Genomic DNA, 25,698 nt, shown 5'->3' with positions numbered 1-25,698 from the left:
CGACGGCATGGCGGCACGCGCCACCGGCATCGCTGCAGTCGGGCGGATCCGCGCCGGGCACGGCAGGGCGCCGCGCGGCAGGCGGCTGTGAACGGTCACACCCGCGCCTCGGGAAACCCTGGTGTCCGCCGGGGATCCAGAGTCGAGCCTGGTCAACTGCAGGTGCGGGCGCGGTGTTTCCCGTACCACACGGGAAGGTTAAGCCCGTGTTAGGAGAATGTTAGCGATAACATTCATGGTGTCAAGACGGTCGATCGATACCCGCGAAAGAATTTCGGTGCCGCGGCCGCCGTCAGCGCCGGGTCTGGTCCCGGTCCACCCGCAGGTCGCGCTCCAGCTCGTCGAGCAGGGTGCGCAGATCGTCGAGACGCCTGCCGACCGCGAGCCGGTCGACCTCGCCCAGTTCCGCGCCGCCGCCCGCGGGTGGCGTGAGCGGCTCGGCCTGCTCCAGGCGGCGGGCCTCCTCCATCGAGTTGATGATCACGCCGACCAGGATGTTGACCAGCAGGTTCGCGGTGATGAGCACGTAGCTGATGTAGAAGACGAGCGTCCACGGCGACAGCGCCATGCCCTGCTCGATGAGGTCGGGCAGGTTCTCCAGCGACAGCAGCACGAACAGGGTGAGCACGGCGCTGCCGATGGTGCCGTACTGCTCGGGCTGGTGCTCGGCGAAGACCAGCCAGCCGGCCATGCCGTAGACGTAGAGCACGACCACCGCCAGCGCCAGGAAGCCGCCCACACCCGGCAGGCTGCGCAGCAGCGCGGTGACGATGGTGCGCAGGCCCGGCATGAAGCGCATCAGCCGCACCACCCGCGCGATCCGGATGACCCGCAGGATCGCCGAGTCGCCGTGCAGGCCCGGGACGAACGCCGCGGCGACCACCGCGAGGTCGAAGACGTTCCAGCCGTGCCGGAAGAAGTCCAGCGGACGCCTGCCGTAGCTGAGCATTCGGATCGCGATCTCGACGACGAACACCGCCCGGAACAGCCACTCCAGCACGGTCAGCCAGCCGGCCGACCGCAGCTCGGGATAGGTCTCCAGGCCGAGGATGACGGCGTTGGCCGCGATCGCCGACACGATCGTGATCTCGAAGCCGCGGGAGGCGGCGACCCTGGCGCACCAGGCCGTGATCCCGGAGGGCGGTGCGGGTGCGGGCGCGACGTCGGCGTCAGCCGACGCGGTGCGTACGAGAAGCTGGCTCATGCCCCGATCCGGGTCGTCGACCGGCGGGTGCACGTCCGGATCGGACGGACCGCACCGGTGAGCGGAAATGACATGGGCGCCACCTTACGGGCAGCCACCGCGACGGCCGCCGGGGCCCACACCGGCGACCGGCTCGGCCGGTGTGCTAGCCGGCCGCCGCCGCGCGATCCTCCACCGTGGACGCGCTGACCGCGATCTCGACCCGGGAGCGCAGCCCGAGTTTGGCCAGGATGCTGGACACGTGCGACTGTACGGTGCGGGGCGACAGGAACATCTGCGCCGCGATGTCGGGATTGGACCGGCCCTCCGCGACGGCGAGCGCGACCTTGTGCTCGGTGTCGCTCAGGGCGGCCCAGCCGTGCTTCGGGCGGCCGCGCGTACCGCGTACACCCTGCCTGAGCCCTGCCTGCCGCGCGCGGGCGCGGGCCCGGTCGATGTCGCGCTGGGCTTCCAGGTCGGTGTAGAGCGCCACCGCCGCCGCCAGCTCGTCCCGGGCCGGCTGGAGGCGGCCGGCCGCGGCGAGCAGCACGGCCGCGTGTTCGCGGGCGTAGCCCTCGTGCATCGGCCAGCCGGTCTGCGCGAACCACGCCGCCGCGGCCAGCAGCTGCGCAGGGTCTTCGTGCAGCAGCCCGGCGCAGAACGCGGCGGTGCCCTCGACGCTGTCGATGGCCTGCCGGCTCAGCAGATCGGCCGTGGTGTCGGCGAGCACCCGCAGGCGGCCGGTGTCACCCGCTGCGTACGCCAGCCGGGCCAGGTCCGCGCACAGGCGGTAGCCGATGCAGCGAGGGCTGAAGGTCGGCGGCTGCTCCCAGATCGGAAACAGGATGTCGAGGGCCGCGCCAGGACCCGCCTCGTTCTCCTCCGCCAGGGCCTGGGCCCAGCGCAGCGGGGCCGTGAACGGTGCCTCCAGCACCCTGGCGGTCGCCAGTTCGTCCAGTTCCGGATCGAGGGTGCGCGCCTGGCCGCGGTGCATGGCGACCAGTGCGGCAAGGCCCCGCAGCGCCGGGGCCTGATGCATCGGGTCGGGGCAGTCCAGGGCGGCGCGGATCTCGGCCAGCGCGTCGTCCCAGCGTCCGCGCAGGAACAGCACGTTGGCGCGCAGCAGTTGCGCGCTGGTCAGATAGACCCCACCCGTGTCGCGGTTGCGCCGCATGGCGGCGTCGAGAACCAGGTCCAGTTCGGCCGGGCGGTCCAGCGCGAACAGGCACATCGCCCGGACCACGAGCGGGTCCACGATCATCGTGGCGTCGCCGTGGTCGAGCGCGGTCATCGCGTCGGTGTTGAGGTCGAGCGCCTCCAGCACCCGGCTCTGCGAGAACCGGAGCACCGCGAGGGTGTTGTGGCCGTACGCCTGCGCGACGGCGTCGCCGGTCGCCAGGCCGGTGCGCAGCGCATCGCCCGCCAGCCGGTCGGCGGTGTCGAACTCGCCGATCAGCAGCCGGCACACGGCGGCGAAGCCGTACAGGCGGCCGGGGTGCGCCGGCGCCAGCCGGGCCGCGTCCTCACCCGCGGCCGCGGCCTGCTGCAGCCGCCCCTGGCGGAAGTAGCCGTCCATGCGCAGTTCGAGCAGCTGCGTCCGGGTGGCCGGCGACTGGAAGGCGGCGAGCTGGTCGTGCAGGACCTGCTCGGCGTCGTCGGTCTGGCCGGCCCACAGCAGCGCCCGGATCAGCGCGAGGTTCAGGCTGGTCGCGGCCCTGTCGTCGGGGGCCGCGGCCGCGGCGGCACGCAGCAGGGTCACCGCCAGGTCCGGGGCGCGTACGGTCAGCTGTGGCGCCGCCGTCATCAGCCACTGCCCGTGTTCGGCATGGTCGAGCTGGGCGAGGTGCTCGGCGATCCGCTCGACGTCGGCGCCCCGGTCCATCAGCGCCTGGGCGGCTCGCTGGTGCAGCACGCCATGCACCGAGGACGGGGCCTGCCGGGCGAGCCCCTGCCGGATCAGATCGTGGCGGAACTGCAGCCCGGTGTCGGTTTCGACGAGCAGTCCCGCGCCGGCCGCCGCGGTGAACGCCTCGGCCAGCTCCAGCACCGGGGTCTCCAACACCGCGGCCAGCAGCGGCAGGTCCACGTTCCCGCCGAGCACGGCGGCGCGCTGCAGCACGGCCTGGGTCTGCGGTGGCAGCGGGCCCAGCCGCGACATGATCATCGCTTGTAGCGATTCCGCGGGGGGCGTCTCGTGGTCGGTCTCCGCCCGCCCCTGGCTGATCCGCAGCGCGCCGTCCCGGGACAGGCCCGCCACCAGCTCGGACAGGTAGAGGGGATGGCCTTGCGCGGCAGCGACCAGGTTCGCCAGCTGCGGCCCGGTCGGCGCGCCGACGGTCGCCTCGACCAGCTCGGCGACCGCCTGCGGGTCCAGCGGCGGCAGGGTCATGCGGTGCGCGCCCTTGGCGGCCATGCTGCGCACCAGCAAGCGCATCGCCTCGCCGCGCGGCTCCGGGGCCGCGGCCAGCACCAACAGCAGCGGGTACTGCGCTATGCCGCGGCACAGCCGGTGCAGGACCACGATGCTCTGCGCGTCGGCCCACTGGACGTCGTCGACGAGCACGGCCACCGGACCGGCGGCACACCAGTCGTCGACCAGGTCGAGCATCGCCTCGGTGACGACGAAGTCGTGACCGGCCGCGCCGGGCTGCCGGTCCGCGCCCTCGCCCCGCAGCAGCGCCGCGACCCGGGCCTGGTTCGCCTGGCCCCCGGTCGTCAGCACGTCCAGGCACGCCCCGGCGACCGCGAACGGCAGGTCCTGTTCCAGCTGCTCGCCCGTCGCGCGCAGCACCCGCATCCCCAACCGGTCGCAGTATGCCGCGACCACGTCCAGCAGCGCCGACTTGCCGATGCCCGCCTCGCCCTCGACCAAGGTCGCTGAGCCCCGGCCGGCGACGGCCTCCTCGGCCGCTGCCTGCAGCGACAGCACCTGCGGCTCACGGCCGAACAACGTCATCGGCACACCCCCGATTCACCGTGCGGCCCCGTTGACCATCACGGATCCGCGTTTCGTGACGACAGCACACGAACGGCGCGGAAACCGGCGTCCAGGCCCGGGCAGGCTGCGGGCGACGCAGGTGACCCGCCGGTAACCAGCGTACGGCGATCGGCCGGGCTGCGCCGGTGTGCCGGGTCAAGCGGTGGGCGGGCTGTGCACGCGGTCGCGGCCGGCCCGTTTGGCGGCGTAGAGCGCGACGTCGGCGCGGCGTACCAGCTCCTCGCCGGTCAGGCCGTCCTCGGGATACGTGACCACGCCCAGGCTCGCCGTGACCCGGACCGTGTGGCCCTGAAACTCGATCGGGGTGTGCGACAGTGCCGCCCGCACCCGCTCGGCGGTGCGCAGGGCCGCGTCGCGGCCGGTGTCGGGCAGCAGCACCGCGAACTCCTCCCCGCCGTGCCGGCCGGCCAGATCGGTGGAGCGCACCTGCCCCTGGAGGATCTTGCCGACTTCGCGCAGCACCAGATCACCGGCGAGGTGCCCGTACTCGTCGTTGACCGCCTTGAAATGGTCGAGGTCCAGCAGGATCAGCGAGAACGGCGCCCCGCGAAGGCGGGCGTGGTCCAGCTCGCGAGCCATGCCGGCGCGCAGCGCGCGGCGGTTGGGCAGCCCGGTCAGCGGGTCGGTCGTGGCCAAGTCGACCAGCTCCGCCCTGCGCTGCGCGATGCGTCCGGCCATCGTGTTCAGCGCCTCGGCCAGTTCCCGCAGCTCACCGCGGGAGTTCACCTCCGCCCGGATGGCGTAGTCGCCCTCGGCGTACCTGGCAGCCGCCTGCGTGAGGCGGCGGACATCATGGACCAGGCCGCGCGAGAACACCCAGCCCAGCCCGAGCGCCACCACCATGCCGGTCAGACCCGCCCCGATCGTCAGCCGGCGGCTGTGCGCACCGGCGGACAGCACCTGCTCGTGAAGATCGGTGTAGTCGAGCAGCAGGGCCCCGACGATGCCGTCGTCGGAACCACGGATCGGGACGACCATCACCTTGACCGCCGATCCCCCGTCCCCGCGGCTGACGTTGCGGATCAGCCCGTCGCGCAGCGTGGCGGCGATCTGGCCGTCGGGGTCGGCGCGCAGCCCCGGCGTCCCGGCGGGCATCGTGTCGGCGAGGCTGCCGCGCCGCAGGTCGACGATCTCCACCTCGCCGCCGGTCTGGCGTTTGAGGTTGTCGAGGTAGGGCTGTACGGCGGCGGGGTCGAGCTGGCTACGGCCCTGCGCACCGTCGCCTATGTTCGCGGCGATCACCCCGGCCAGCTGCTGGGCCTCGGCCTGGGCGTCCCGCGCGGCAGCGATGCGCTGCTCGCGTTCGGCGATCAGTCCGATCAGCGGCAGCAGCGAGCCGACCAGCAGGAACGCCACCGCCAGCCGCGGGCCGACCCGGGTCGGCCAGGCGAGCTCGTGCCATCGCCGCCGGAGTTGCGGAAACCCGCGTCGTTCCCACCAGGTGTGCCGCCCGGTCACCGCCCCGGTGCCCGCTCCTTGACCTCCTGCATCAGCCATCCGTTGCCGTCCGGGTCGGTGAACGTGGCGAACGAGGCGTAACTGCGGCCATCGGGGGCCCGGCCGTCCACCCGCTCCGGGAAGCCGTTGTCATAGGTGTTGTGGAACACCGGGCTCACCTCGACTCCCCTGCCGAGCAGATCCGCGCGGGCCCGGTCGAGGTCGTCGACGACGAGGTAGGTGCCCTGGACCGTGCCCGGCGCTGCCGGGGTGAGCCCCCGGCCCAGATGGACCGAACACGCCGACCCGGGCGGCGTCAGCTGCACGATCCGGAACCTCGGCCCGGCCTCGTAATCCGCGTCGAGACGCCAGCCCAGGCCGCGGTAGAAGTTCAGGGCGCGGTCGACGTCGGCCACCGGGAGGACGACGACCTCGACCTTCATGTCCACGGCCGGCGGGACGACGGCGTCGGTCGGCCGGTCTGGCTGCGCGCTGTTCATGCTGACCTCCTGTGATCACCCGAACGTGAACGCGTACGCCTCGGCGCCGGGCTCGGCGAACGTGATCTCCACGGTGCGCTCGCGGACGTCGCCGCGTTCGCGTACGAGCTGGTAGAGCCGTCCTTCATCGAGCACGCCCGCGCCGTTCTCGTCGACGTCCACGCCGTGCGAACGCCCCGGCGGGCGGCCGTCCACGAGTACCCGGAACGCCATCGGGCCGCGCTCGCCCGGGGACAGGACCAGGTGCGCGTCGCGCGCATGGAACCGGCAGGCCAGGGTGCCCCCGGCGCGGGCGTGCACGACGCTCTCGCGTTCGGCCGTCCACTCGCCGGCGAGCGCCCAGTGGTTGAGGCGCAGCTCTGCGGGCAGTTCATAGGATCGCGGCTCGTCGAACGCGATCCCGCCCCGCGAGGCGAAGTTCTCGCCGCGCGCGTAGCCCAGATACGTCTCGGGCGAGCGCAGGTGCGTCCAGTCCGCCTCGGCCTCCACGCCGTCGCCTTCGACGTGGGTGGAGACCAGCGCCCGCTCCACCCCGAGCAGCCGCTGGAGGACCTGCTCGGAGCGCTCGTAGCGGCCCTCGCCGAAGTGCTGGTCGCGGACCACGCCGGCGGCGTCGAGGAAGTAGAGCGCGGGCCAGTAGTGGTTGTCGAACGCCCGCCAGACGGCGTAGTCGTTGTCGACCGCGACCGGATAGTCGATCTCCCGCGCCGCCACGGCCTGCCGGACCCGGCCGCTGTCGCGCTCGAACGTGAACTCCGGCGTGTGCACGCCGACGACGAGCAGGCCGTCGTCGCGGTAGGCCTGCGACCAGGCACGCACGTACGGCTGGGCGCGCAGCCAGTTGATGCACGTCAGCGTCCAGAAGTCGACCAGCACGGCCCGGCCGCGCAGCTCCGGGCGGTCGAGCGGCGCGATGTTCAGCCACTCGCTCGCCCCGTCGAACGCCTGCAGGTGCACCGGCTCGGTCATGGTCGCCCTATCGCGATGGCGTGGTCGTCATGTCTTTCACCTCTCCGCTGATGTTAAGTGGCGGATCGGCTGCGGGAATGGCTATCCGACGCGGCCCCGGCCCGGAATGCGACATACCGCGCGGTGCGGCCGAGGCCGCCCATCCGGTCATCGCCGTCGCCTGCCGGACGTCGCCGCGCGGACCGGCCGGTAACCCGCGAACGCCGACTCCAGCACGCCTTCGCCGCCGGTCGCCTCCGGCAGCACCCGGTGCAGCTCCTGCGCGTCGGCGGCGGTCAGCGTCGCGACGAGCGTCATCTCGTCGCCGCGCGCGACCTGGTCGCCCACAGCCGCCCGCAACCTGCTGAGCAGGCTCAGGACCGGCCCGAGCGCCCAGGCCGGGAGGTCGAGGGTCACCCGGGCCAGCGGCTCGCACACGATGGTGCCGGACGCGGCCAGCGCCTGCGCCAGCACCAGCGGGGTCAGCTTGCGGAAGTCCGCGGACGTGCTGTCCGGCCCGCGCAGCGACGGCGGCCCGTCCGCGACGCTGTACCGCGACTCGGTCATGGTCACCACGCAGTCGGTCACCGGCCAGCCGCGCGGGCCCGCGCGCAGCGCGTCGCGCACGTACTCGTCCATGGCCTGCTTGAACAGGTCGAGGGTGCGGTACACGTACAGCGGCGCGTACCGGTAGTCCACCGGCACCAGCACCTGGACCCCCGAACCCGGCGTCGCGGGTTCGACCCTCAGCCCGATGGTGGCCTGGTACGGATTGGACGGTGTGTTGAGCCGCTCCACCGCCTCCCCGATCCCGGCGGGCCGCTCGACGCACAGCGTCGTCGTCTCCCGAAAGTGCGCGTCGATGCCGAACTCGGCGGCCAGGGTGGCCTGGATGACCTCCTTCTGCACCTCGCCGTAGAGCGACACGGCGGTGCCGAGGTGCTCGTCGGCCCGTACGTCGATCAGCGGGTCCTGCTCGGCGAGCTGTGCCAGCGCCGAGCGCAGGCGAGCGCCGTCGGCGGGGTCGGCGGGCACCACCAGCGCCTCCAGCATGGGCGGGGCGAAGTGGTGTGCGGCCAGGCCGTGCGCCGCGCCGACGGCGTCGCCGACCCGCACGGTGGCCAGGCCGCGCAGCGCCGCGATCCCGCCCGCGGTGACGCTGTCGTGCGGGGTCCAGTCGCCCTGCGCCAGCATGTGCAGCCCGGTGATCCGGTCCCGGCCGCCGGTCGGATGGTCCCGCAGGTGCAAGGTCCCGTCGAACAGGCGCACGTAGGCGACCTTCTCCCCCGCCGGGCCGCGTTCAATCTTGAAGATCCGCCCGCTCGGGGGCGCGGCGGGGTCGCCGGCCGACGCGGGCAGCAGCTCCGTCAGGCCCGCCATCAGGGCGTCCACGCCCGCGCCCGTCATCGCCGAGCCGGCGAAGACCGGGTGCACCGCGCACCGGGCCGTCTGCGCGGCCAGTTCGGCGCGCAGCCGCCGCGGCGTCAGGCAGGACTCGTCGGCGACGTACGCGGCGAGCAGCGCCTCGCTCTCGCCGGTGAGCACGTCGGCCAGGGCCCGGCTGTCCGGTTCGGCCTGTGCGCGCCGTTCGCCGGGCCACCGGACGCGGGTCATCGGCGCGGCCTTCACCTCGAGGCGGCGCACCAGGTCCGCGAGCGTGCGGCCGGCGTCGGCGCCACCCCGGTCGATCTTGTTAATGAAGATCAGCGTGGGTACGGCGAGCCGCCGCAGCGCGCGCATGAGCAGCCGGGTCTGCGGCTGCACTCCCTCCACGGCGGACACGACGAGCACCGCGCCGTCGAGCACGCCCAGGACACGGTCCACCTCGGCGATGAAGTCCGGGTGACCCGGCGTGTCAATGATGTTGACCACCGTGTCCGCGATACGCAGCGACGCCACGGCCGAGCGGATGGTGATGCCGCGCTGGCGTTCCAACGCCAGCGAATCGGTCTGCGTCGTGCCGGTGTCGACACTGCCGACCGTGTCGATGACCCCGGCCGCGTAGAGCAGCCGCTCGGTCAGTGACGTCTTACCGGCGTCGACATGGGCCAAGATCCCGAGATTGAGCGTGCGGAGCGACAAACGTCAAGTCCTTCGAACGAACGGGCAGGAGAGCTTCGAAAGAACCGACCGTCGCTCGCATGTCCCGCTCCTCGTCCGTGGAAAGTCTGCCGCCGACCACGTAACCACAATCCGCCCCACCACGCGACCGATTTCCGCCCCGCCGCGCCGCCGACAAACGAAGGAAGGGCACCTTCTACACGGACGTCCGTTAAGAAGGTGCCCTTCCTTTGGGCTGGGCGCGGGGGAAGGCTCAGCGACCGGATGAGGCCGTGCGCCAGGGGGCGGGGCGGCCGTGCAGCCACCACTCCAGCCGCCGGGTGATCCACGGCAGCATCAGGTAGGTCATCAGGGGGGTCAGGCACAGCGTGCTGATCAGCGTGCGCACCACCAGCGGGGCCCCGGCCAGGTAGCGCACCACCACGGCGTTGGCCAGCAGGCTGAGCGGGAAGAACACCAGCCAGATGGTGACCGCCTGCTTCCAGCGCGGCGGGGCGGGCGTACGCGCCTCCTCGACGCTGTGCTCCTGCGGCGGGTCGAACCAGCCCTCGATGCCCGTACGCCGCTCGGTGCGGGCGTGCTCGACGATGCCCTGGGCCGACGACAGCCACCACTGCCGCTGCGCCGACTCCTCCCAGGCGCGCAGCGCGTCGGCGTCGGCGAACCGGTACAGCATGTGCCAGTCGACGGAGCCCGGCCCCGGCCGCACCCACCCCGCCCCGAGGAACCCGGGGAACTCCTCGGCGAGGGTCGTGCCCGCCCGCATCCACGCGATCATCTCGCGGGCGTGGCTGGGGTCGGCCCGGCGCGTGATGGCGATGGTCACCGGTACGGCGCCGTTGCTGCTGGTCATGCCTCAATCTTGCGCGGTCGCGCGGCACGGCGGTGTTACCGGGATCGCGTTCGGGGCGCGTTCTTGGTCACGTCGGGGCGACGAGTCCGGCCGCGACGGTCCGGGTCAGCGGCCGCTCAGCCGCGACCAGAGCGAGCGCCGGTACGGATTCGGGGTCGGGCCGCCGCTCAGCGGCCGGACCGCGTGCCGGCCGCGGGCGCGGATCAGCTCCTCGGGCCACCGCTCGGTCAGCACCCGCGCCAGCAGCGGGTCATGGCTGTGCACCAGGCGGGGCACCTGGTCCGGGCCGGGCACGACCGCGCGGGTCCACGCGCCGAAGACGTCCGGCCAGGGCTGGAGCGCGGTGGCCAACCGCCCTTCGAAGGTGGTGCCCGCCCAGGCCGAGCCGCCCTTCCTGGCCGCCTCGTTGATCCGGGTCCACTCCTTGGCGTCGGGGACGCACAGCCATACCCCGAAGGTCGCGGTGCGGTCGTGCTCGACCGCCACAGGCAGGATCACCCGGATGAAGGCGCCCAGGCCCGCGATGTTGAAGACCTGCTCCGACTCGAACAGGGTGCGCTGCGCCCGGTCGTCGTCGTCCAGGTAGGCGACCGGATCCGGCATCTCCAGGTCCCACGCGAGGTTGCCCGGCGGCAGCGGCTCACCGCAGCAGCTGCACAGGATCGCGGTCTCCTCGGCCATGGCACGTCCCCCGTCACGATCATCGCCGCGGGCGCGGCGGGTAGACGTTACACCGTCACGCCCGCAGGGAAAGCCCCGTCGACAATGGTCGATCGCCAACGTGCAGGGCGCTTGGACCGGCCGTGGCGGAGGGGCAGGCGCCCACCCCTCCGCCGCGTCTGTCCGTCAGGACCCGGTGCAGGTGGCCGCCGAGGGCACCGTGGTGTCACCGGCGGGCCGGGAGGCCTGGAAGCCCCAGGTGGTGCTGCCACCCGCGATCAGGGAGGCGTTCTGGCCGGTGATCCCGCGAGCTGTGACGCTCTGGCCGCTCACGGTCACGGTCGCGTTCCAGGATCCGGTGAGGACGTGTCCGGCCGGCAGGGTGAAGGTGACCGTCCACCCGCTGATGGCCGCCGTGCCCGTGTTGGTGACGGTGTTGGGCTGCATGACGTAACCGCCACCCCACCCCGTCTGCAGGGTCAGCGTCGCCGAGCAGCCCGCAGTGCCGCCCACGGTGCGGACCGTGGCCGCGGCCGAGAAAGCGGACGTGTTGCCCGCGGCGTCTCGCGCACGGACCTGGTACCGGTACGTGGTCGCCGCGGTCAGGCCGGTGTCGGTGAAACCGGTCGTGGTCGACGTGCCGACCGAGGCGAAGCTACCGCCGGCCCCCGGTGCCCGATAGACGTCGTACCCGGTGACGCCGACGTTGTCGGTGGACGCCGGCCAGGTCAGGGTGGCGGTCGTCGCGGTCGTCGCCGACGTGGTCGGCGTGCCGGGCGTGGTCGGCGATTGCGTGTCCTGGGGCGGGCACGGCGGGGGCACCACGCTGACCGGGGTGGTGAAGGCGGAGGTGTTGCCGGCTGCGTCCCGGGCTCGGACCTGGTACTGGTACAGGCCGTTCAACATGTCCGGGAACGACGTCGCGGTGGTCGTGCCGATCGAGGTGAACGCCGCGCCGTTGGCCGAGCGGAACACGTCGTAGCCGGTGACCGCGACGTTGTCGGTGGACGCGGTCCAGGTCAGGGTGACTCGCAGACCGCAGTCGACGGTCGCGGCGAACCCGGTCGGGGTGCTCGGCGGGGTGGTGTCGCCCGGCGTGCTCCCGCCGAGCAGCGGGGTCAGCGCGGGATACCAGCGGTCGGACATCTTCTGAAAGCCCGAGTCGTCCGGGTGCACGCCGTCGCTGGTGTCGGCGGCGGTGTCGAAGCCGGTGAACTGGTCCACGACGGTGATCGGCGACTGGGCGGTCGTCCGGCTCGCGGCCCACCCAGGGATGGCGCTGTTCAGTGCGGCGACGCCGGACGGGCACCAGGAGCAGCCGCTGGGCGTCATCGGGATGATCTGGGCCACCAGGATCTTCGTGGCCGGGTTGCTCGTCCGCATCTGGTCGACGAGCTTGCCGTACGCGGCCAGGATCGTCGCCGTGGGGGTGTTGTTCCAGATGTCGTTGGTGCCCAGGTGCACGAGCACGATGTCGGGGTGGGTGGCGGCCAGCCATCCGGGCAGCTGGTTCTGGTCGGCGATGCCGGTGGCACGGTATCCGCCGTGGCCTTCGTTGTCGCCGTCCCAGCTCGCGAGGTTGCAGCCGCCGCCGGCCTGGGTGCCGACGAAGTCGATGTCGGTGAAACCGCTGCGTTGCAGGCGATCCCAGAGCACGGCGCGCCAGCAGCCGGGCCCGCCCGTGATGGAGTCGCCGAGCGGCATGATCCGGATCGGGGTCGCGGCCTGCGCGGGAGCCGCGCCGGCCACGGCGACGGCGAGCAGGACCACGAGCGCGGACAGCGTGGCGAGGACGGAGCGGGTGATACGCGGTCGTGCGTCGTGCGTCGCGAGTGGAGTGTCATGGACAGGGCGGGGTCGAGACATGGGCGTGCCTCCTGGAGTGTGTTCGGCTTCGTCGATGGAAGCGCTCCCACATTGCGATGGCGACTGAACAAAGTCAAGCCGGGCAGACCTCAGGCCTTGTCGCCGTGCCAGGAGCGCCACAGCGCCGCGTACGCCCCGTCCGCGCGGACCAGCTCGTCGTGGCTGCCCAGCTCGGTGATCCGGCCGTCGGCCAGGACGGCGACCCGGTCGGCGTCGTGTGCCGTGTAGAGCCGGTGCGCGATGGCGATCACGGTCCGTCCGTGCAGGACCGCGCCGAGGGAGCGTTCGGTGCGGCGGGCGGTCGTCGGGTCCAGCGCCGCCGTCGCCTCGTCGAGGATCAGCGTGTGCGGATCGGCGAGCACCAGCCGGGCCAGGGCCACCTGCTGCGCGTCGGCCGGGTTCAGCGCCCGCGCGCCGTCGCCGAGTTCGGTGTCCAGTCCGTCGGGCAGGTCGGCGTACCAGTCCGCGCCCACGGCGACGAGCGCGGCGAGCATGTCGTCGTCGGTCGCGCCGGGCGCGGCGAAGGCGAGGTTGTCACGCAGCGTGCCGATGAAGACGTGGTGCTCCTGGGTGACCAGCGCGATGCGGCGGCGGCGTTCGGCGGGGTCGAGGTCGGTCACCGCGACCCCGCCGAGGCTGACGGTGCCTTCGCGGGGCGCGTCGATCCCGGCGAGCAGGCGGGCCAGCGTCGACTTGCCCGCGCCGGAGGGGCCGACGACGGCGAGCCGCTCGCCGGGGCGCACCTCCAGGTCGATGCCGTGCAGCACGTCGTGGCCGCCGGCGTAGCGGAACCGCACGCCGCGGACCACGAGCCGCTGACCGGGCGGGGCCGTGGCGACGCCGCGGGGTTCGGGCGCGACCAGGCCGATGCCGAGGACACGGGCGAGCGAGGCGAACCCCCGCTGCGCCTGCTCCAGGAAGATCATGATCCGGTCGACCGGCTCGATCGACTGCTGGGCGTAGAGCGTGGCCGCCACCACCGCACCGAGGCTGACCCAGCCGTTGGCCAGGAAGAATCCGCCCGCGAGCAGCATCGCCGCGGCGGGCAGCGCGTATCCGAACTCGACGACGGGGAAGAACACGCTGCGCAGCGCCAGCGTGGTCCGGCGGGTCGTCCACTGCCGGGCGATGCGCGCGGTGCCCTCGCGGCTCCGCTGCTCGGTCAGCCGCAGGGCCTGCACGGTCCGCGCGCCCTCGGCGGTGGCCGTCATCGACTCCGTCAGCTCCGAGGCGGCCTCGCCCTCGGCCAGGTATGCCTGCGGAGCGCGGCGCAGGTACCAGCGGGCGACGGCCAGGGTCGTCGGCGCTCCGGCAAGGATGAGCACGCCGAGCAGCGGATGCAGCAGGAACGCGGCCGCGACGACCAGCAGCAGCTGGATGATCGAGATCAGCACCGTCGGCACGACCTGGCGGACGGCGTTGCCGACCGTGGCGACGTCGACGGAGCTGCGGGTGGCCAGGTCGCCGGTGCCCGCCCGCTCGACCACGGCGATGGGCAGGCGCAGCGTACGCGCGACGAAGTCCTCGCGCAGCCGGGCGTTGGCCCGCTCGCCGAACCGGTTGCCGACGTTCTGCGCGGTGCGCGACAGCAGGATCTGCGCCAGCACGCACCCGGCGATGGCCACGGCGAACATGTCCACGGCGGAGGCCGGTGCGCCGGCGGTGACCCGGTCGACGATCCGCCCCACCAGCCACGGCGAGGCGAGCCCGGCGATCGCGGCGGCCACGTGCAGCACGAGCGCGAGGATCAGCGACCGCCTCTCGGCGCGCGCCAGCTCGGCGACCGAGCGGCGCACGGTCGCCCGGTCCGCGACGGGCAGTGCCTTCATCGCCGAGGCGACGGCGGTGGTCTCGGTCATCGCGCTGCTCCCACTTCCCTGGCGGCGTCGGTCTCCGGCTCGTCGGCGTCACGGGCCACCAGCGCCCGGTAGCCGGGTTCGGTCTCCAGCAGCTCGTCGTGCCGGCCGACGGCGGCGACCCGCCCGTCGCGGACGAACGCCACGAGGTCGGTGCGGTCCAGCAGCAGCGGCGACGTCGCGATGACGACGGTGGTCCGGCCGGCGCGGTGCTCGTGCAGCCGGTCGGCGATGCGGGCCTCGGTGTGCGAGTCGACGGCCGAGGTCGGGTCGACGAGGATCAGCACATCGGGTTCGGCGAGCAGGTGCTGGGCCAGGCGTACCCGCTGGCGCTGGCCGCCGGAGAGGTTGCGGCCGCGGGCCTCGATCGGCGCGGCGAGCCCGCCAGGCAGCGACTCCACGACGTCGTCGGCGGAGGCGGTCCGGATCGCGGCGGCGAGCTGCGCGTCGGTGGCGTCGCCGCGGCCGCGCAGCACGTCGCGCAGCGGGCCCGGGAACAGGTACGAGTCGTGGTCGGCGACGAGGATGCGGGCCCGGACCTGCTCCGTGTCGACTCCGGTGATCGGCAGCCCGCCCCAGGTCACGTCGCTGGGCACGTAGCGGCCGAGCCGGTCGGCGAGCGCGATGGCGTCCGCGGGGTCCTCGGCCGCGACACCGAGCATGCGGCCGACCGGGACGGTCAGCCCTGACTGCGGATCGTGCAACTCGGCGGGGCCCGCGGGGGCGGTGCCGGACGCGGCGGCTGCGGGCTCGATGCGCAGCACCGCGATGATCCGGCGGGCCGCGACGATGCCGCGCACGGTCATGAAGCCGCCTTCGAGCAGGAACCAGACCGGCACCGACAGGACCGCGGTGTATCCGTAGACGGCGACCATCTCCCCGACGGTGATCTGCCCCTCGGTCGCCAGACGCGCCGCCAGCCAGACGGTCGCGGCCAGGAACAGGGCGGGGATGCCCGCGGTCAGCGCCTGCACCCAGCTCATGATCGAGCCGACCCGGTAGCCCCGCTGGAGCAGGCTCTGCGACCGGGCCGCGTACCGGCGGGCGAACAGGTCGCGGCCGCCGACCCCGGCCAGCACCCGCAGCCCGGACACGATGTCACCGGCCCGGGTGGTCAGGATTCCGAGCTCGTGCCGGTACGCGGTGTCGACGCCCTGCAGCCGGTTGAGCAGCGGCCCCACCGCGAGCGCGACGGTGGGCACGCCGAGCAGTACGAACAGGGCCAGCATCGGGTCGACCGACCACAGCACGACCGCCGCGATGGCGTAGGACAGGACCGCGCCCACGCCCGGCCCCGTCATCGTCAGCGCCCACGAGGCCTGCGACACGTCCGTGCCGCACACCGTCGCGATCTCGCCCGATGCGACCGTGCGGGGCAGCACCGCGCCGAGCCGGGCGATGTGGTGCAGCACCACCTGCGAGGAGCGGGCCGTGGCGTCCTCGCGCAGGAAGGTCATCGTCCGGTGCCGCATGATGCCCAGCCAGGCGACGACCACTCCGGCGACCACGATCGCGGCGACCCAGGTCAGCAGCGCCCCGGTGTCACCCGTGCGCAGCCCGTCGTCGATCGCCCGCGCGATCAGCCACGGCCGCACGGCCAGCCCGATCATCCACGCCGTGCCGACGAGGCTGCCGCGCAGGGCGCGCGGCCACTGGCTGCGGACCAGCCACCACAGGTACCGCACGGGGCCTCTGGTATCCGCAATGCCGGGATCGGGGTGTGGGAGGCGTGGGGGCATGGGGCCAGGCTACCGACGGCCCCCGCCTGCTGGCTTCCGGTTTTGTCCCATCTCACCGGTGTGTGCGCTCTGGACGGTTCACCCGTTCGGTGTGGCGGGCTCCGCACGGTCGCGCCGCTGCGCCACCCGGCGCCAGACGAACCGCTGTACGCGCAGCGTGAGCAAGCCGACCACGATCAGCACCACGATGTTGAGCAGCAGTTGCAGCAGGGAACCCCGGGCTTCGCGCCACAACGCGTACGCGCAGGCCACGCCGATGTCGGACGCGGCCGGGATCGTGGTGACCGAGATGAAGACGCCGAGCATGGTGCTGAACCGCGCCTCGGTGAGCGCCACCACCCCGACAACACCCGCCAGCACCGCGACGACCAGCGAGAAGAAGTTCGGCGAGTCGATCAGGTGGGACACCGGCCGCAGCCCCAGCTCGAAGGCGGGCGGCGTCCGGCCCGTGCCACGGACGACGAGGCCGAACCCGTACGCCGCCAGGCAGGCCAGCGCGAAACCTCCGACCAGCGCGGACAGCCCTTTGCGGACCGGGGCCCACGCATGGCGGTCCAGCCCCGCGGCGACGCTGACGACGGCCGCGTACTCGGGTCCCACGACCATCGCCCCGACGATCAAAATCTGCGAGTTGGTGAGGATGCCAACCGCGCCGATGACGCCCGCGACGGCCAGGAAGAGATAAAAGCTCGGCGTGTAGAAGGCCCCGGCCCGGATGCGGGACTGGACCTCGTCCCACACCGGCGCCCGCGCGAGCGCGCCGAGCCGCCGGGTCTCGGCCTGCGCGGCCCGCTCGGACAGGGCCAGCTCGACGTGTTCGATGACGACCGAGCCGCGCCGGTCGACGCCCAGGTCGCGAAAGCTGCGCAGGACCCGGTTGGCCGCGCCGGTGAGCAGGTCGCACTCGACGGCGTCGCCGTCGGGGTTGCGGGCCGCCCCGGGCAGCACGACCAGGTTGACAACGGCCGGATCGGCGGCCAGCACGCCGACAAGCCGGTCGCTGAGATCCGGCGGGCTCACCGCCCGGACGTGGATCATCTCCATGGGCCCGCCCGCCCGTCAACTGCCCGCGTCGGTGGCCGCGTACTCGTCGAGCAGCCGCTGCTCCTGCTGTTTGCGAGGGAAGAACGCGTACACGATGGCCGCGCCGATCAGCACCGCGACGATGCCGGCCAGGTAGGCCCACCGGTCGCCCTGCAGGAACGCCTCCTTCGCCCCGGCGATGATCTGCGTTGCGTACTGCGGGTACTGCTCGGCGGTGGTGGCGGCGCTGGAGAACGACTTGGTGAGCTGGGTCTGCACGTTGGCGGTGATCTCCGGATTGGGCGGGGCTGCGGTGACGGCGGCCGCGGCGGCGGTGGCGTACCCGGCGGTCAGCAGCGCCCCGAAGATCGACTGCATGACCGCGCCGCCGAGGTCGCGTTGCAGGTCGGCGGTGCCGGAGGCCATGCCGGCCCGGGTCACCGGGACCGCCCCGGTCAGCGAGTGTGAGGCGGGCGTGCCCGCGAACCCGACGCCCGCGCCGATGAAGGCGTAGCCGAGGCCGACCTGCCAGTAGCCGATGCCCTCCCGCCACAGCAGCAGCATGGTCAGGAACCCGAGCAGCACGAAGACGTATCCGGTGAGCAGCGTGAACCTGGCCCCGTGCGACTCGACCAGCTTCGCCGACCGCGGCGCGATGAGCACCATCAGGATCGCCGAGGGCAGGATCGCCAGGCCGGCCTGCACGGTGGTGTAGCCGAGCACGTTCTGCAGGAACTGCTGGCCGATGAACATCGCGCCCATCAGCGACCCGAACACGATGATGCCGGCGCAGGCCGCGACCCAGAACACCCGCCGGGAGGCGATGCCCAGGTGGTAGAGCGGGTTCGCGGCGCGGCGCTCGCGCAGCACGAACGCGACGACCGCGGCCAGCGCGAGCACGGTCAGGCCCGCGACGAGCGCGCCGGAGTTCGGCACGGGCGCGAAGTTGATGGCCAGGATCGCCGCGCCGACCAGGATCACCGACAGGATGCCGCCGAGGTTGTCGACCGGTTCGGTGGTCTCGTGCACGTGCGCGGGTACCAGCACCAGGGCCATGACCAGCGCGATCGCTGCCAGCGGCAGGGTGATCAGGAAGACCGAGCCCCACCAGAAGCGCTCCAGGGCGAATCCCGCGGCCAGTGGCCCCAGCGAGGCGATCGCGCCGCCGACCGCCGACCAGAGCGCGATGGCGTGGGTGCGGGCCGGTCCCGACCACAGCGCGGCGATGAGCGCGAGGGTGGTCGGGTAGGCCATGCCCGCGGACAGCCCGCCGATGAACCGGGCGACGATCAGGACGGTATCCGTGGGGGCGTACGCGGCGAGCAGGCACGCGGGCACCGACAGCAGGATGCCCAGCACCAGCATGAGCTTGCGCCCGTACCGGTCGCCCAGCGCGCCCAGGTAGAGCACGGAGCAGGCCAGGCCCAGCGAGTACGCGACCGCGATGAGGTTGAGCGCCGTCTGCGAGGAGTCGAAGGCCCGGCCGATGTCGGGCAGCGCCACGTTGGCGACGGCCAGGTTGAGATTGGCCACCGCTGCCACCATGATCAGCGCGGCGAGCACGAGCCCCTGCCGCGCCGGCGCAGACGGCCGCCCGTCAGGCGATGAGGTCATCGGCCAGTCCCCTCCCGTCCTGTCGGCGAGGCGTGTCGACCAGGCTATCGAGTGTCCTGTCCATCATGAGTTATTTGCAGTACTACGACCGCTCTATATGCCTAAAGGTGAAAAAATGGGCTCTGTCGATCCACACCGGAACGGGCCGGTTTCGTCGGCGGCGGATATGGTCGGAGGCGGAGACGACCGGCAGGAAGCAGATGATCACCCGCGCAGGTGGCGATCGATGAATCGACCGGGCCGCACCGGCCCATCGCAGGAATCCGCAGGCGACGGTGCGCCGGGCGGGTTCGCCTTCCTGTTGCCCGGTGACACGCGCGGAGCCGACAGCTTCCGCACGGTGTTCGTGGCGTTCGGGGCCAACCTGCTGATCGCGGTCGCCAAGACGGCCGCCGCGCTGATCACGAGTTCGGCGTCGCTGACCGCGGAGGCGGCGCACTCGTGGGCGGACACCGGCAACGAGGTGTTCCTGGTCGTGGCCAACCGCCGCGCCGCCCGCCCGGCCGACCGGCAGCACCCGCTCGGACACGGCCGCGAGGCGTACGTCTGGTCGCTGTTCGCGGCGGTGGGGCTGTTCGTGGCCGGTGGCGCGTTCTCGATCACGCACGGCGTCGGCCAGTTGCGCAACCCGACCCCGGCCGACGACTTCCTCCTCGGGTACGTCGTGCTGGCCCTGTCGTTCCTGCTGGAGGGCGTGTCGTTCGTGCAGTCGGTGCGCCAGGCCGGCGCGGACGCCAGGGTGATGCAGCGCGATCTCATCGAGCACGTGCTGGCCACCTCCGATCCGGCACTGCGGGCCGTGTTCGCCGAGGACGCCGCTGCCCTGACCGGCCTGGTGCTGGCGACCGCGGGGCTGGCCGCGCACCAGCTGACCGGCTCGGCCGTGCCGGACGCCGTCGGGTCGATCCTGGTCGGGGTCCTGCTCGTGGTGGTCGCGGCGGTCCTCATCAACCGCAACCGCCGGTTCCTCGTCGGGGAGGAGGCCGACCCGCGGGTGCGCACCGCGGTGCTGCGGTCGATGCTGGCCATGCCCGAGGTCTCCCGGGTGACCTACCTGCGGCTGGAGGTGGTGGGACCACGCATGATCTCGGTGGTCGGCGACGTCGACCTCACCGGCGACGACACCGAGTCGCAGGTGGCGGTGCGGCTGCGGGCGCTGGAAGCCAAGATCGCCGCCAGCGCGGCGGTGGCCGGAGCGGTGTTCAGCCTGTCCGCCCCGGACGAGCCGTCGCTGGCGCCGGACGACACCTGATCTTGTCCGGAAATGCGCCAGGATGTCCAATAGAGCGCCATCTGGTTTTGGTGGTTCTCCACAAAATTAGCTGTCGTCCCCTGACCAGTACAACGGTTTGCTACCGCTCAGTAGCTGCAAAGGTTGTTGACGGGGACCCACCCCATGGGGTTCTTCGTTCGGTTCTTTGGAAGGCTTATTCGGTGTTCAATCGCATCGCCATCGTCAACCGGGGTGAGGCCGCCATGCGGCTGATCCACGCCGTCCGCGAGATCAACGCAGAGTCCGGCGCCCCGCCGATCGAGACCATCGCGCTCTACACCGAAGCGGAACGCACCGCGACCTTCGTCCGCGAGGCCGACGACAGCTACTGCCTCGGCCCCGCGTCCGCGCGCCCCTACCTCGACCACGCCGTGCTGGAGCGCGCCCTGGTCGAGATGCAGGCCGACGCCGCATGGGTGGGCTGGGGCTTCGTCGCGGAGGACCCCGCGTTCGCCGAGCTGTGCGAGAAGATCGGCGTCACCTTCATCGGCCCGAGCGCCGACGCGATGCGCAAGCTCGGTGACAAGATCGGCTCGAAGCTGATCGCCGAAGAGGTCGGCGTGCCGGTCGCGCCGTGGAGCCGCGGCGCGGTGGAGAGCCTGGAGGCGGCCACCCGCTCGGCGGCCGAGATCGGCTACCCCCTGATGCTCAAGGCCACCGCCGGCGGTGGCGGGCGCGGCATCCGCGTGGTGCGCAGCGACGAGGAGCTGGCCGACGCGTACGAGCGCACCAGCCTGGAGGCCAAGCGCGCCTTCGGCAGCGGCATCGTGTTCCTGGAGCGGCTGGTCACCGGTGCCCGGCACGTCGAGGTACAGGTGATCGCCGACGGCCAGGGCACCGCGTGGGCGCTGGGCGTGCGCGACTGCTCCGTGCAGCGGCGCAACCAGAAGGTCATCGAGGAGTCCGCCTCGCCGGTGCTCGCCCCCGAGCAGGTGGCCGAGGTCAAGGCGGCGGCCGAGCGGCTGGCGCTGGCGGTGAACTACCGCGGCGCGGGCACGGTGGAGTTCCTGTACCACCCGGGCGAGAAGCTGTTCGCCTTCCTGGAGGTCAACACCCGCCTGCAGGTGGAGCACCCGATCACGGAGGCGACCACCGACTTCGACCTGGTCAAGGCCCAGATCCACGTGGCATCGGGCGGCCGGCTGGGCGACCTGGTCCCGACCGAGGTGGGCCACGCGGTGGAGGCCCGGCTCAACGCTGAGGACCCCGACCGCGACTTCGCCCCCTCCCCCGGCCGCATCGAGCGGCTGACCCTGCCCGCAGGTCCCGGCGTGCGGGTGGACACCGGTGTCAGCGAAGGGGACGTCATCCCCGCCGACTTCGACTCGATGATCGCCAAGATCATCGCGTTCGGGCGTACCCGCGAGGAGGCGCTCGGCCGGCTGCGCCGCGCGGTCGCCGACACCACCGTCATCATCGAGGGCGGCGCGACCAACAAGAGCTTCCTGCTCGACCTGCTCGACCAGCCCGAGGTCATCGACGGCAGCGCCGACACCGGCTGGATCGACCGGGTCCGCGCGCAGGGGCGCCTGGTCTCGGCCAAGCACTCCGGCATCGCGCTGGCCGCCGCAGCGATCGAGGCGTACGAGGACGAGGCGCTCGTCGAGCAGCAGCGGCTGCTGTCCACCGCGCACGGCGGACGTCCGCAGGTGCAGCACAAGAGCGGCCGCCCCATCGACCTCAAGCTGCGCGGCGCCGCCTACCGGGTGTCCGTCGCGCAGATCGGGCCGCACCGCTTCCGGGTCGGCATCGGCGAGGCCCCGACCGTCGACGTCGAGGTGGAGCGCTTCGACGAGCACACCGGCCGGGTCCTGGTCAACGGCCGCCGCTTCCGGCTGGTCACCGACACCCACGGCCCGATCCACCTGGTCGAGGTCGACGGCGTCACGCACCGGGTCAGCCGCGACGAGGGTGGCGTGCTGCGCTCGCCCGCCCCGGCGCTGGTGGTCGCGACCCCGCTGCAGGTCGGCGACGAGGTCGAGGCCGGCGCGCCGGTGCTCGTGCTGGAGAGCATGAAGATGGAGACCGTGCTGCGCGCACCGGTCAAGTCGAAGGTGCGCGAGATCGCGGTGTCGGTCGGCAGCCAGGTCGAGTCCGGCGCGCCGCTGATGCGGCTGGAGCCGGTCGGCGACGACAGCGCGGCCGAGGCCGCCACGACCGAGACCGTGGACCTGGAGCTGCCGCCCGAGCCGGCCGGCCTGACCGCCGAGGCGCGGGTCGCGCGCGGCCTGGCGGACCTGCGCAGCCTGCTGCTCGGCTACGACCTCGACCCGCGCGACGAGCGCCGGGCGCTGTCGGCGTACCTGGCCGGACGGGCCGAACTGGGCCGCGTGCCGATCGAGGGCGAGACCGAGCTGCTGCAGGTGTTCGCCGACCTGTCCGAGCTGAGCCGCAACCGGCCGGCCGGCGAGGAGACCCACGCCGACACCCGGGTGCACAGCCCGCGCGAGTTCTTCCACGCGTACCTGCAGAGCCTGGACGTCGACCGGGCCGGGCTGCCCGACGCGTTCCGCCAGCGGCTGGCCCGGGTGCTCGCGCACTACGGCGTCGACGGCTTCGACCGCACACCCCAGCTGGAAGAGGCCGTCTTCCGGATCTTCCTGGCGCAGCAGCGCTCCTCGGCCGACGTCGCGGTCATCGTGTCGCTGCTGCAGCAGTGGCTGACCGAGCCGATCCCGGCCGAGGCCCAGCGCGACGCGGTCGGCCAGGCGCTGGAGCACCTGATCTGGGCGACCCAGGTCCGCTTCCCCGTCGTCGGCGACCTCGCCCGCAGCATCGTGTTCCGCTGGGCCGCCCAGCCGATGCTGCGCCGCAAGCGCGCCGAGGTCTACAACGACGTCCGCGACCACCTGCGCCACCTCGACCAGAACCCGGACGCGGCAGACCGCGACGAGCGCATCGCGAAGATGGTCGCCTCGCCGGAGCCGCTGGTGCGGCTGCTCGCGCAGCGCATCGGCCGGCCGAACGCCGACAACGGGCCGATGCTGGAGGTGCTCAGCCGCCGCTACTACGGCAACCGCGGCATCAGCGACACGCAGTGCATCGAGGTCGCCGGGCACCCGTTCTTCACCGCCGCGTACGACCGCGACGGCGAGCGCTTCCGGCTGATCTCGACGGCGACGGACTACGCCGACCTGCCCGCGGCCCTGGAGAAAACCGCCGGGCTGGCCGACGGCGCGTCCTTCGCCGACGTCTACCTGACCTGGGCCGACCAGCCCGACACGGACACCATGGCGACCACGCTGCGCGAGGTGCTCGACCGCGCCGGGCTGCTCGACGTGCTGCGGCGGGTGACGGTGTCGGTCGCCGGACCGACGGGCGCGGCGATGCACCACCACTTCACGTTCAAGCCGGGCCAGGGCGAGGACCGGGTGCTGCGCGGGCTGCACCCGCAGATCGCCGAGCGCCTGCAGCTGCCGCGGCTGCGCAACTTCGACCTGACCCGCCTGCCGTCGATCGATGAGGAGGTCTACCTCTTCCGCTGCGTCGCCCCGGACAACCCGGCCGACGAGCGCCTCGCCGCGATGGCGCAGGTCCGCGACCTGACCCCGCTGCGCGACGCGGACGGCCGGGTGCTGGCCCTGCCGGCCCTGGAGGGCATGCTCGACGGCTGCCTCGACGCGATCCGCAAGGTGCAGGCGCGGCGACCGGCCAAGAAGCGCCTCGACACCAACCGCATCACGCTGTACGTCTGGCCGAACAGCGAGCTGACCATGGAGGACCTGAACACGGTCATCCAGCGCGTGCTGCCGCGCACCGCCGGGGCGGGCCTGGAGCAGGTGCTCGTCCTGGGCCGCCAGCGTGACCAGGTCACCGGCGAGATGAGCGACGTCGCGGTCGAGGTGTCCTTCGACCAGGGCATGCGCATGTCGGTGACCGCGCCGACGACCGAGCCGATCGAGCCGCTGGACGACTACCGGCAGAAGGTGCTGTCGGCCCGCCGCCGCGGCACCACCTACCCGTACGAGCTGACCGGCCTGCTGGCCGGCCGCGAGGGCAGCTTCACCGAATACGACCTGGACGACACGGGTGAGCTGGTCGCCGTGGAGCGGCCGAAGGGGCGCAACAAGGCGGGCATCGTGGCCGGTGTGGTCAGCACGCCGACCGAGCGCTACCCCGAGGGCGTCACCCGGGTGGTGCTGCTCGGCGACCCGACCAAGGCGCTGGGCGCGCTGTCGGAGCCGGAGTGCGCGCGGATCATCGCGGCGCTGAACCTGGCCGAGCGAATGCAGGTGCCGCTCGACTGGTTCGCGCTGTCGGCGGGCGCCCGGATCTCGATGGACTCGGGCACCGAGAACATGGACTGGGTGGCCGCGGCGCTCAAGCGCATCGTGGAGTTCACCCAGGACGGCGGCGAGATCAACATCGTGGTCGCGGGTATCACGGTCGGCGCTCAGCCGTACTGGAACGCCGAGGCCACCATGCTCATGCACACCAAGGGCATCCTGGTGATGACCCCGGACTCGGCGATGGTGCTGACCGGCAAGCAGTCGCTGGACTTCTCCGGCGGCGTGTCGGCCGAGGACAACTTCGGCATCGGCGGCTACGACCGGGTCATGGGCCCCAACGGCCAGGCCCAGTACTGGGCCCCGGACCTGCGGGCCGCTCAGGGCGTGCTGATGGCGCACCACGAGCACACCTACATCGCGCCGGGTGAGGCCGGTCCGCGCCGGGCGGCCACCACCGACCCGGTCGACCGCGACATCTCGCCGTTCCCGCACTCGGTGCCGGACAGCGACTTCACCACCGTCGGGCAGATCTTCTCCAAGGAGCACAACCCCGACCGCAAGAAGCCGTTCGACATCCGCACGCTGATGCGCGCGCTGGCCGACCAGGACCACGCAATCCTGGAGCGCTGGGCGGGCATGGCCGACGCCGAGACCACGGTCGTGCAGGACGTGCACCTGGGCGGCATCCCGGTGTGCCTGCTGGGCATCGAGTCCAGGTCGGTGCCGCGGCGCGGCTTCCCGCCCACCGACGGCCCCGACACGTACACCGCGGGCACACTGTTCCCGCAGTCGTCGAAGAAGGCGGCGCGGGCCATCAACGCCGCCAGCGGCAACCGGCCGCTGGTCGTGCTGGCGAACCTGTCCGGGTTCGACGGCTCGCCGGAGTCGATGCGCAAGCTGCAGCTGGAGTACGGCGCGGAGATCGGCCGGGCGATCGTCAACTTCCGCGGCCCGATCGTGTTCTGCGTGATCTCCCGCTACCACGGCGGCGCGTTCGTGGTGTTCTCCAAGGCGCTCAACCCGAACATGACGGTGCTGGCGCTGGAGGGCTCGTTCGCCTCCGTGCTCGGCGGCGCGCCGGCCGCGGCCGTGGTGTTCGCGGGTGACGTCAACGCCCGCACCGCCAAGGACCCGCGGGTGGTCGACCTGGAGACGCGCATCGTCGCCGCGACCGGTGGCGAGAAGGCGGCCCTGGTCGGGCAGCTGCTCGACGTGCGGGCCTCGGTCCGGGCGGAGAAGCTGAGCGAGGTCGCCGCCGAGTTCGACGGCGTGCACAGCATCCAGCGCGCCGTGCAGGTCGGCTCGGTGGACGCCATCATCAGCGCCGCGGAGATGCGCCCACAGATCATCGCTGCAGTCGAGCGCGGTCTCAGGACTGCCTAACAAGTGATCTCCGGCGGAAGCCGGCCAGCGTGCCAACTGGCACATGGCCGGCTTCCGCTGTTGGTTTACGCCTGG

At 72.6% G+C, this 25,698-nt stretch carries 15 protein-coding genes; 2 read left to right on the top strand and 13 right to left on the bottom strand.

The window, feature by feature from the left end; genetic code table 11:
• Positions 1 to 292 precede the first annotated feature (292 nt).
• The 13 genes from AB0B66_RS30710 to AB0B66_RS30650 all read right to left on the bottom strand — a co-directional run bounded on the left by AB0B66_RS30710 (position 293) and on the right by AB0B66_RS30650 (position 18,738).
• Positions 293 to 1,204 carry an ion transporter gene (locus tag AB0B66_RS30710; protein WP_360536503.1) on the bottom strand — a complete coding sequence of 304 codons (912 nt, stop codon included), beginning with the start codon at positions 1,202 to 1,204 and terminating at the stop codon, positions 293 to 295.
• Positions 1,205 to 1,349: 145 nt separating this feature from the next.
• Positions 1,350 to 4,139: an AAA family ATPase gene (locus AB0B66_RS30705; protein ID WP_360536501.1), complete on the bottom strand. Its 2,790-nt coding sequence runs from the start codon at positions 4,137 to 4,139 to the stop codon at positions 1,350 to 1,352.
• 177 nt (positions 4,140 to 4,316) lie between these two features.
• Entirely contained in the window at positions 4,317 to 5,639 is a 1,323-nt protein-coding gene (locus tag AB0B66_RS30700; RefSeq protein ID WP_360536499.1) for a diguanylate cyclase, read from the bottom strand.
• Positions 5,636 to 6,118 carry a VOC family protein gene (locus AB0B66_RS30695; protein WP_360536497.1) on the bottom strand — a complete coding sequence of 161 codons (483 nt, stop codon included), beginning with the start codon at positions 6,116 to 6,118 and terminating at the stop codon, positions 5,636 to 5,638. The genes AB0B66_RS30700 and AB0B66_RS30695 overlap by 4 nt, the downstream gene beginning before the upstream one ends.
• Before the next feature lie 15 nt (positions 6,119 to 6,133).
• Entirely contained in the window at positions 6,134 to 7,087 is a 954-nt protein-coding gene (locus AB0B66_RS30690) for a thioredoxin (protein ID WP_360536495.1), read from the bottom strand.
• 147 nt (positions 7,088 to 7,234) lie between these two features.
• Positions 7,235 to 9,148 carry a translation factor GTPase family protein gene (locus AB0B66_RS30685; protein WP_360536493.1) on the bottom strand — a complete coding sequence of 638 codons (1,914 nt, stop codon included), beginning with the start codon at positions 9,146 to 9,148 and terminating at the stop codon, positions 7,235 to 7,237.
• 232 nt (positions 9,149 to 9,380) lie between these two features.
• On the bottom strand, positions 9,381 to 9,980 hold the full coding sequence (locus tag AB0B66_RS30680; protein ID WP_360536491.1) for an antibiotic biosynthesis monooxygenase: 600 nt from the start codon (positions 9,978 to 9,980) through the stop codon (positions 9,381 to 9,383).
• 105 nt (positions 9,981 to 10,085) lie between these two features.
• The gene (locus tag AB0B66_RS30675) at positions 10,086 to 10,661 is read right to left on the bottom strand and encodes a DUF2199 domain-containing protein (RefSeq protein WP_360536489.1); all 576 of its coding nucleotides are present in this window, start codon (positions 10,659 to 10,661) and stop codon (positions 10,086 to 10,088) included.
• A gap of 165 nt (positions 10,662 to 10,826) precedes the next feature.
• Entirely contained in the window at positions 10,827 to 12,506 is a 1,680-nt protein-coding gene (locus tag AB0B66_RS30670; protein ID WP_360536487.1) for a GDSL-type esterase/lipase family protein, read from the bottom strand.
• An 89-nt stretch (positions 12,507 to 12,595) separates the two neighbouring features.
• The gene (locus AB0B66_RS30665; protein ID WP_360536485.1) at positions 12,596 to 14,365 is read right to left on the bottom strand and encodes an ABC transporter ATP-binding protein; all 1,770 of its coding nucleotides are present in this window, start codon (positions 14,363 to 14,365) and stop codon (positions 12,596 to 12,598) included.
• Entirely contained in the window at positions 14,362 to 16,047 is a 1,686-nt protein-coding gene (locus tag AB0B66_RS30660; protein WP_360536483.1) for an ABC transporter ATP-binding protein, read from the bottom strand. The genes AB0B66_RS30665 and AB0B66_RS30660 overlap by 4 nt, the downstream gene beginning before the upstream one ends.
• 132 nt (positions 16,048 to 16,179) lie before the next feature.
• On the bottom strand, positions 16,180 to 17,145 hold the full coding sequence (locus AB0B66_RS30655) for a DUF389 domain-containing protein (protein ID WP_360536481.1): 966 nt from the start codon (positions 17,143 to 17,145) through the stop codon (positions 16,180 to 16,182).
• Positions 17,146 to 17,160: 15 nt separating this feature from the next.
• The gene (locus tag AB0B66_RS30650; RefSeq protein ID WP_360536479.1) at positions 17,161 to 18,738 is read right to left on the bottom strand and encodes an MFS transporter; all 1,578 of its coding nucleotides are present in this window, start codon (positions 18,736 to 18,738) and stop codon (positions 17,161 to 17,163) included.
• 226 nt (positions 18,739 to 18,964) lie between these two features.
• Here AB0B66_RS30650 and AB0B66_RS30645 point away from each other — a divergent pair, with 226 nt between their 5' ends.
• Together AB0B66_RS30645 and AB0B66_RS30640 are read left to right on the top strand one after the other, a co-directional pair.
• Entirely contained in the window at positions 18,965 to 19,990 is a 1,026-nt protein-coding gene (locus tag AB0B66_RS30645) for a cation diffusion facilitator family transporter (protein WP_360536477.1), read from the top strand.
• A 182-nt stretch (positions 19,991 to 20,172) separates the two neighbouring features.
• Positions 20,173 to 25,623 (top strand): carboxyl transferase domain-containing protein, encoded by a 5,451-nt coding sequence (locus AB0B66_RS30640; protein WP_360536475.1) that lies wholly within the window; start codon positions 20,173 to 20,175, stop codon positions 25,621 to 25,623.
• The last annotated feature ends 75 nt before the right edge of the window (positions 25,624 to 25,698 follow it).

Source organism: Catellatospora sp. NPDC049111 (assembly GCF_040648615.1).
GTDB lineage: Bacteria > Actinomycetota > Actinomycetes > Mycobacteriales > Micromonosporaceae > Catellatospora > Catellatospora aurea.
Note: the sequence above shows the minus strand (reverse complement) of the source record. Positions and strands in the feature narration are given on the sequence as shown.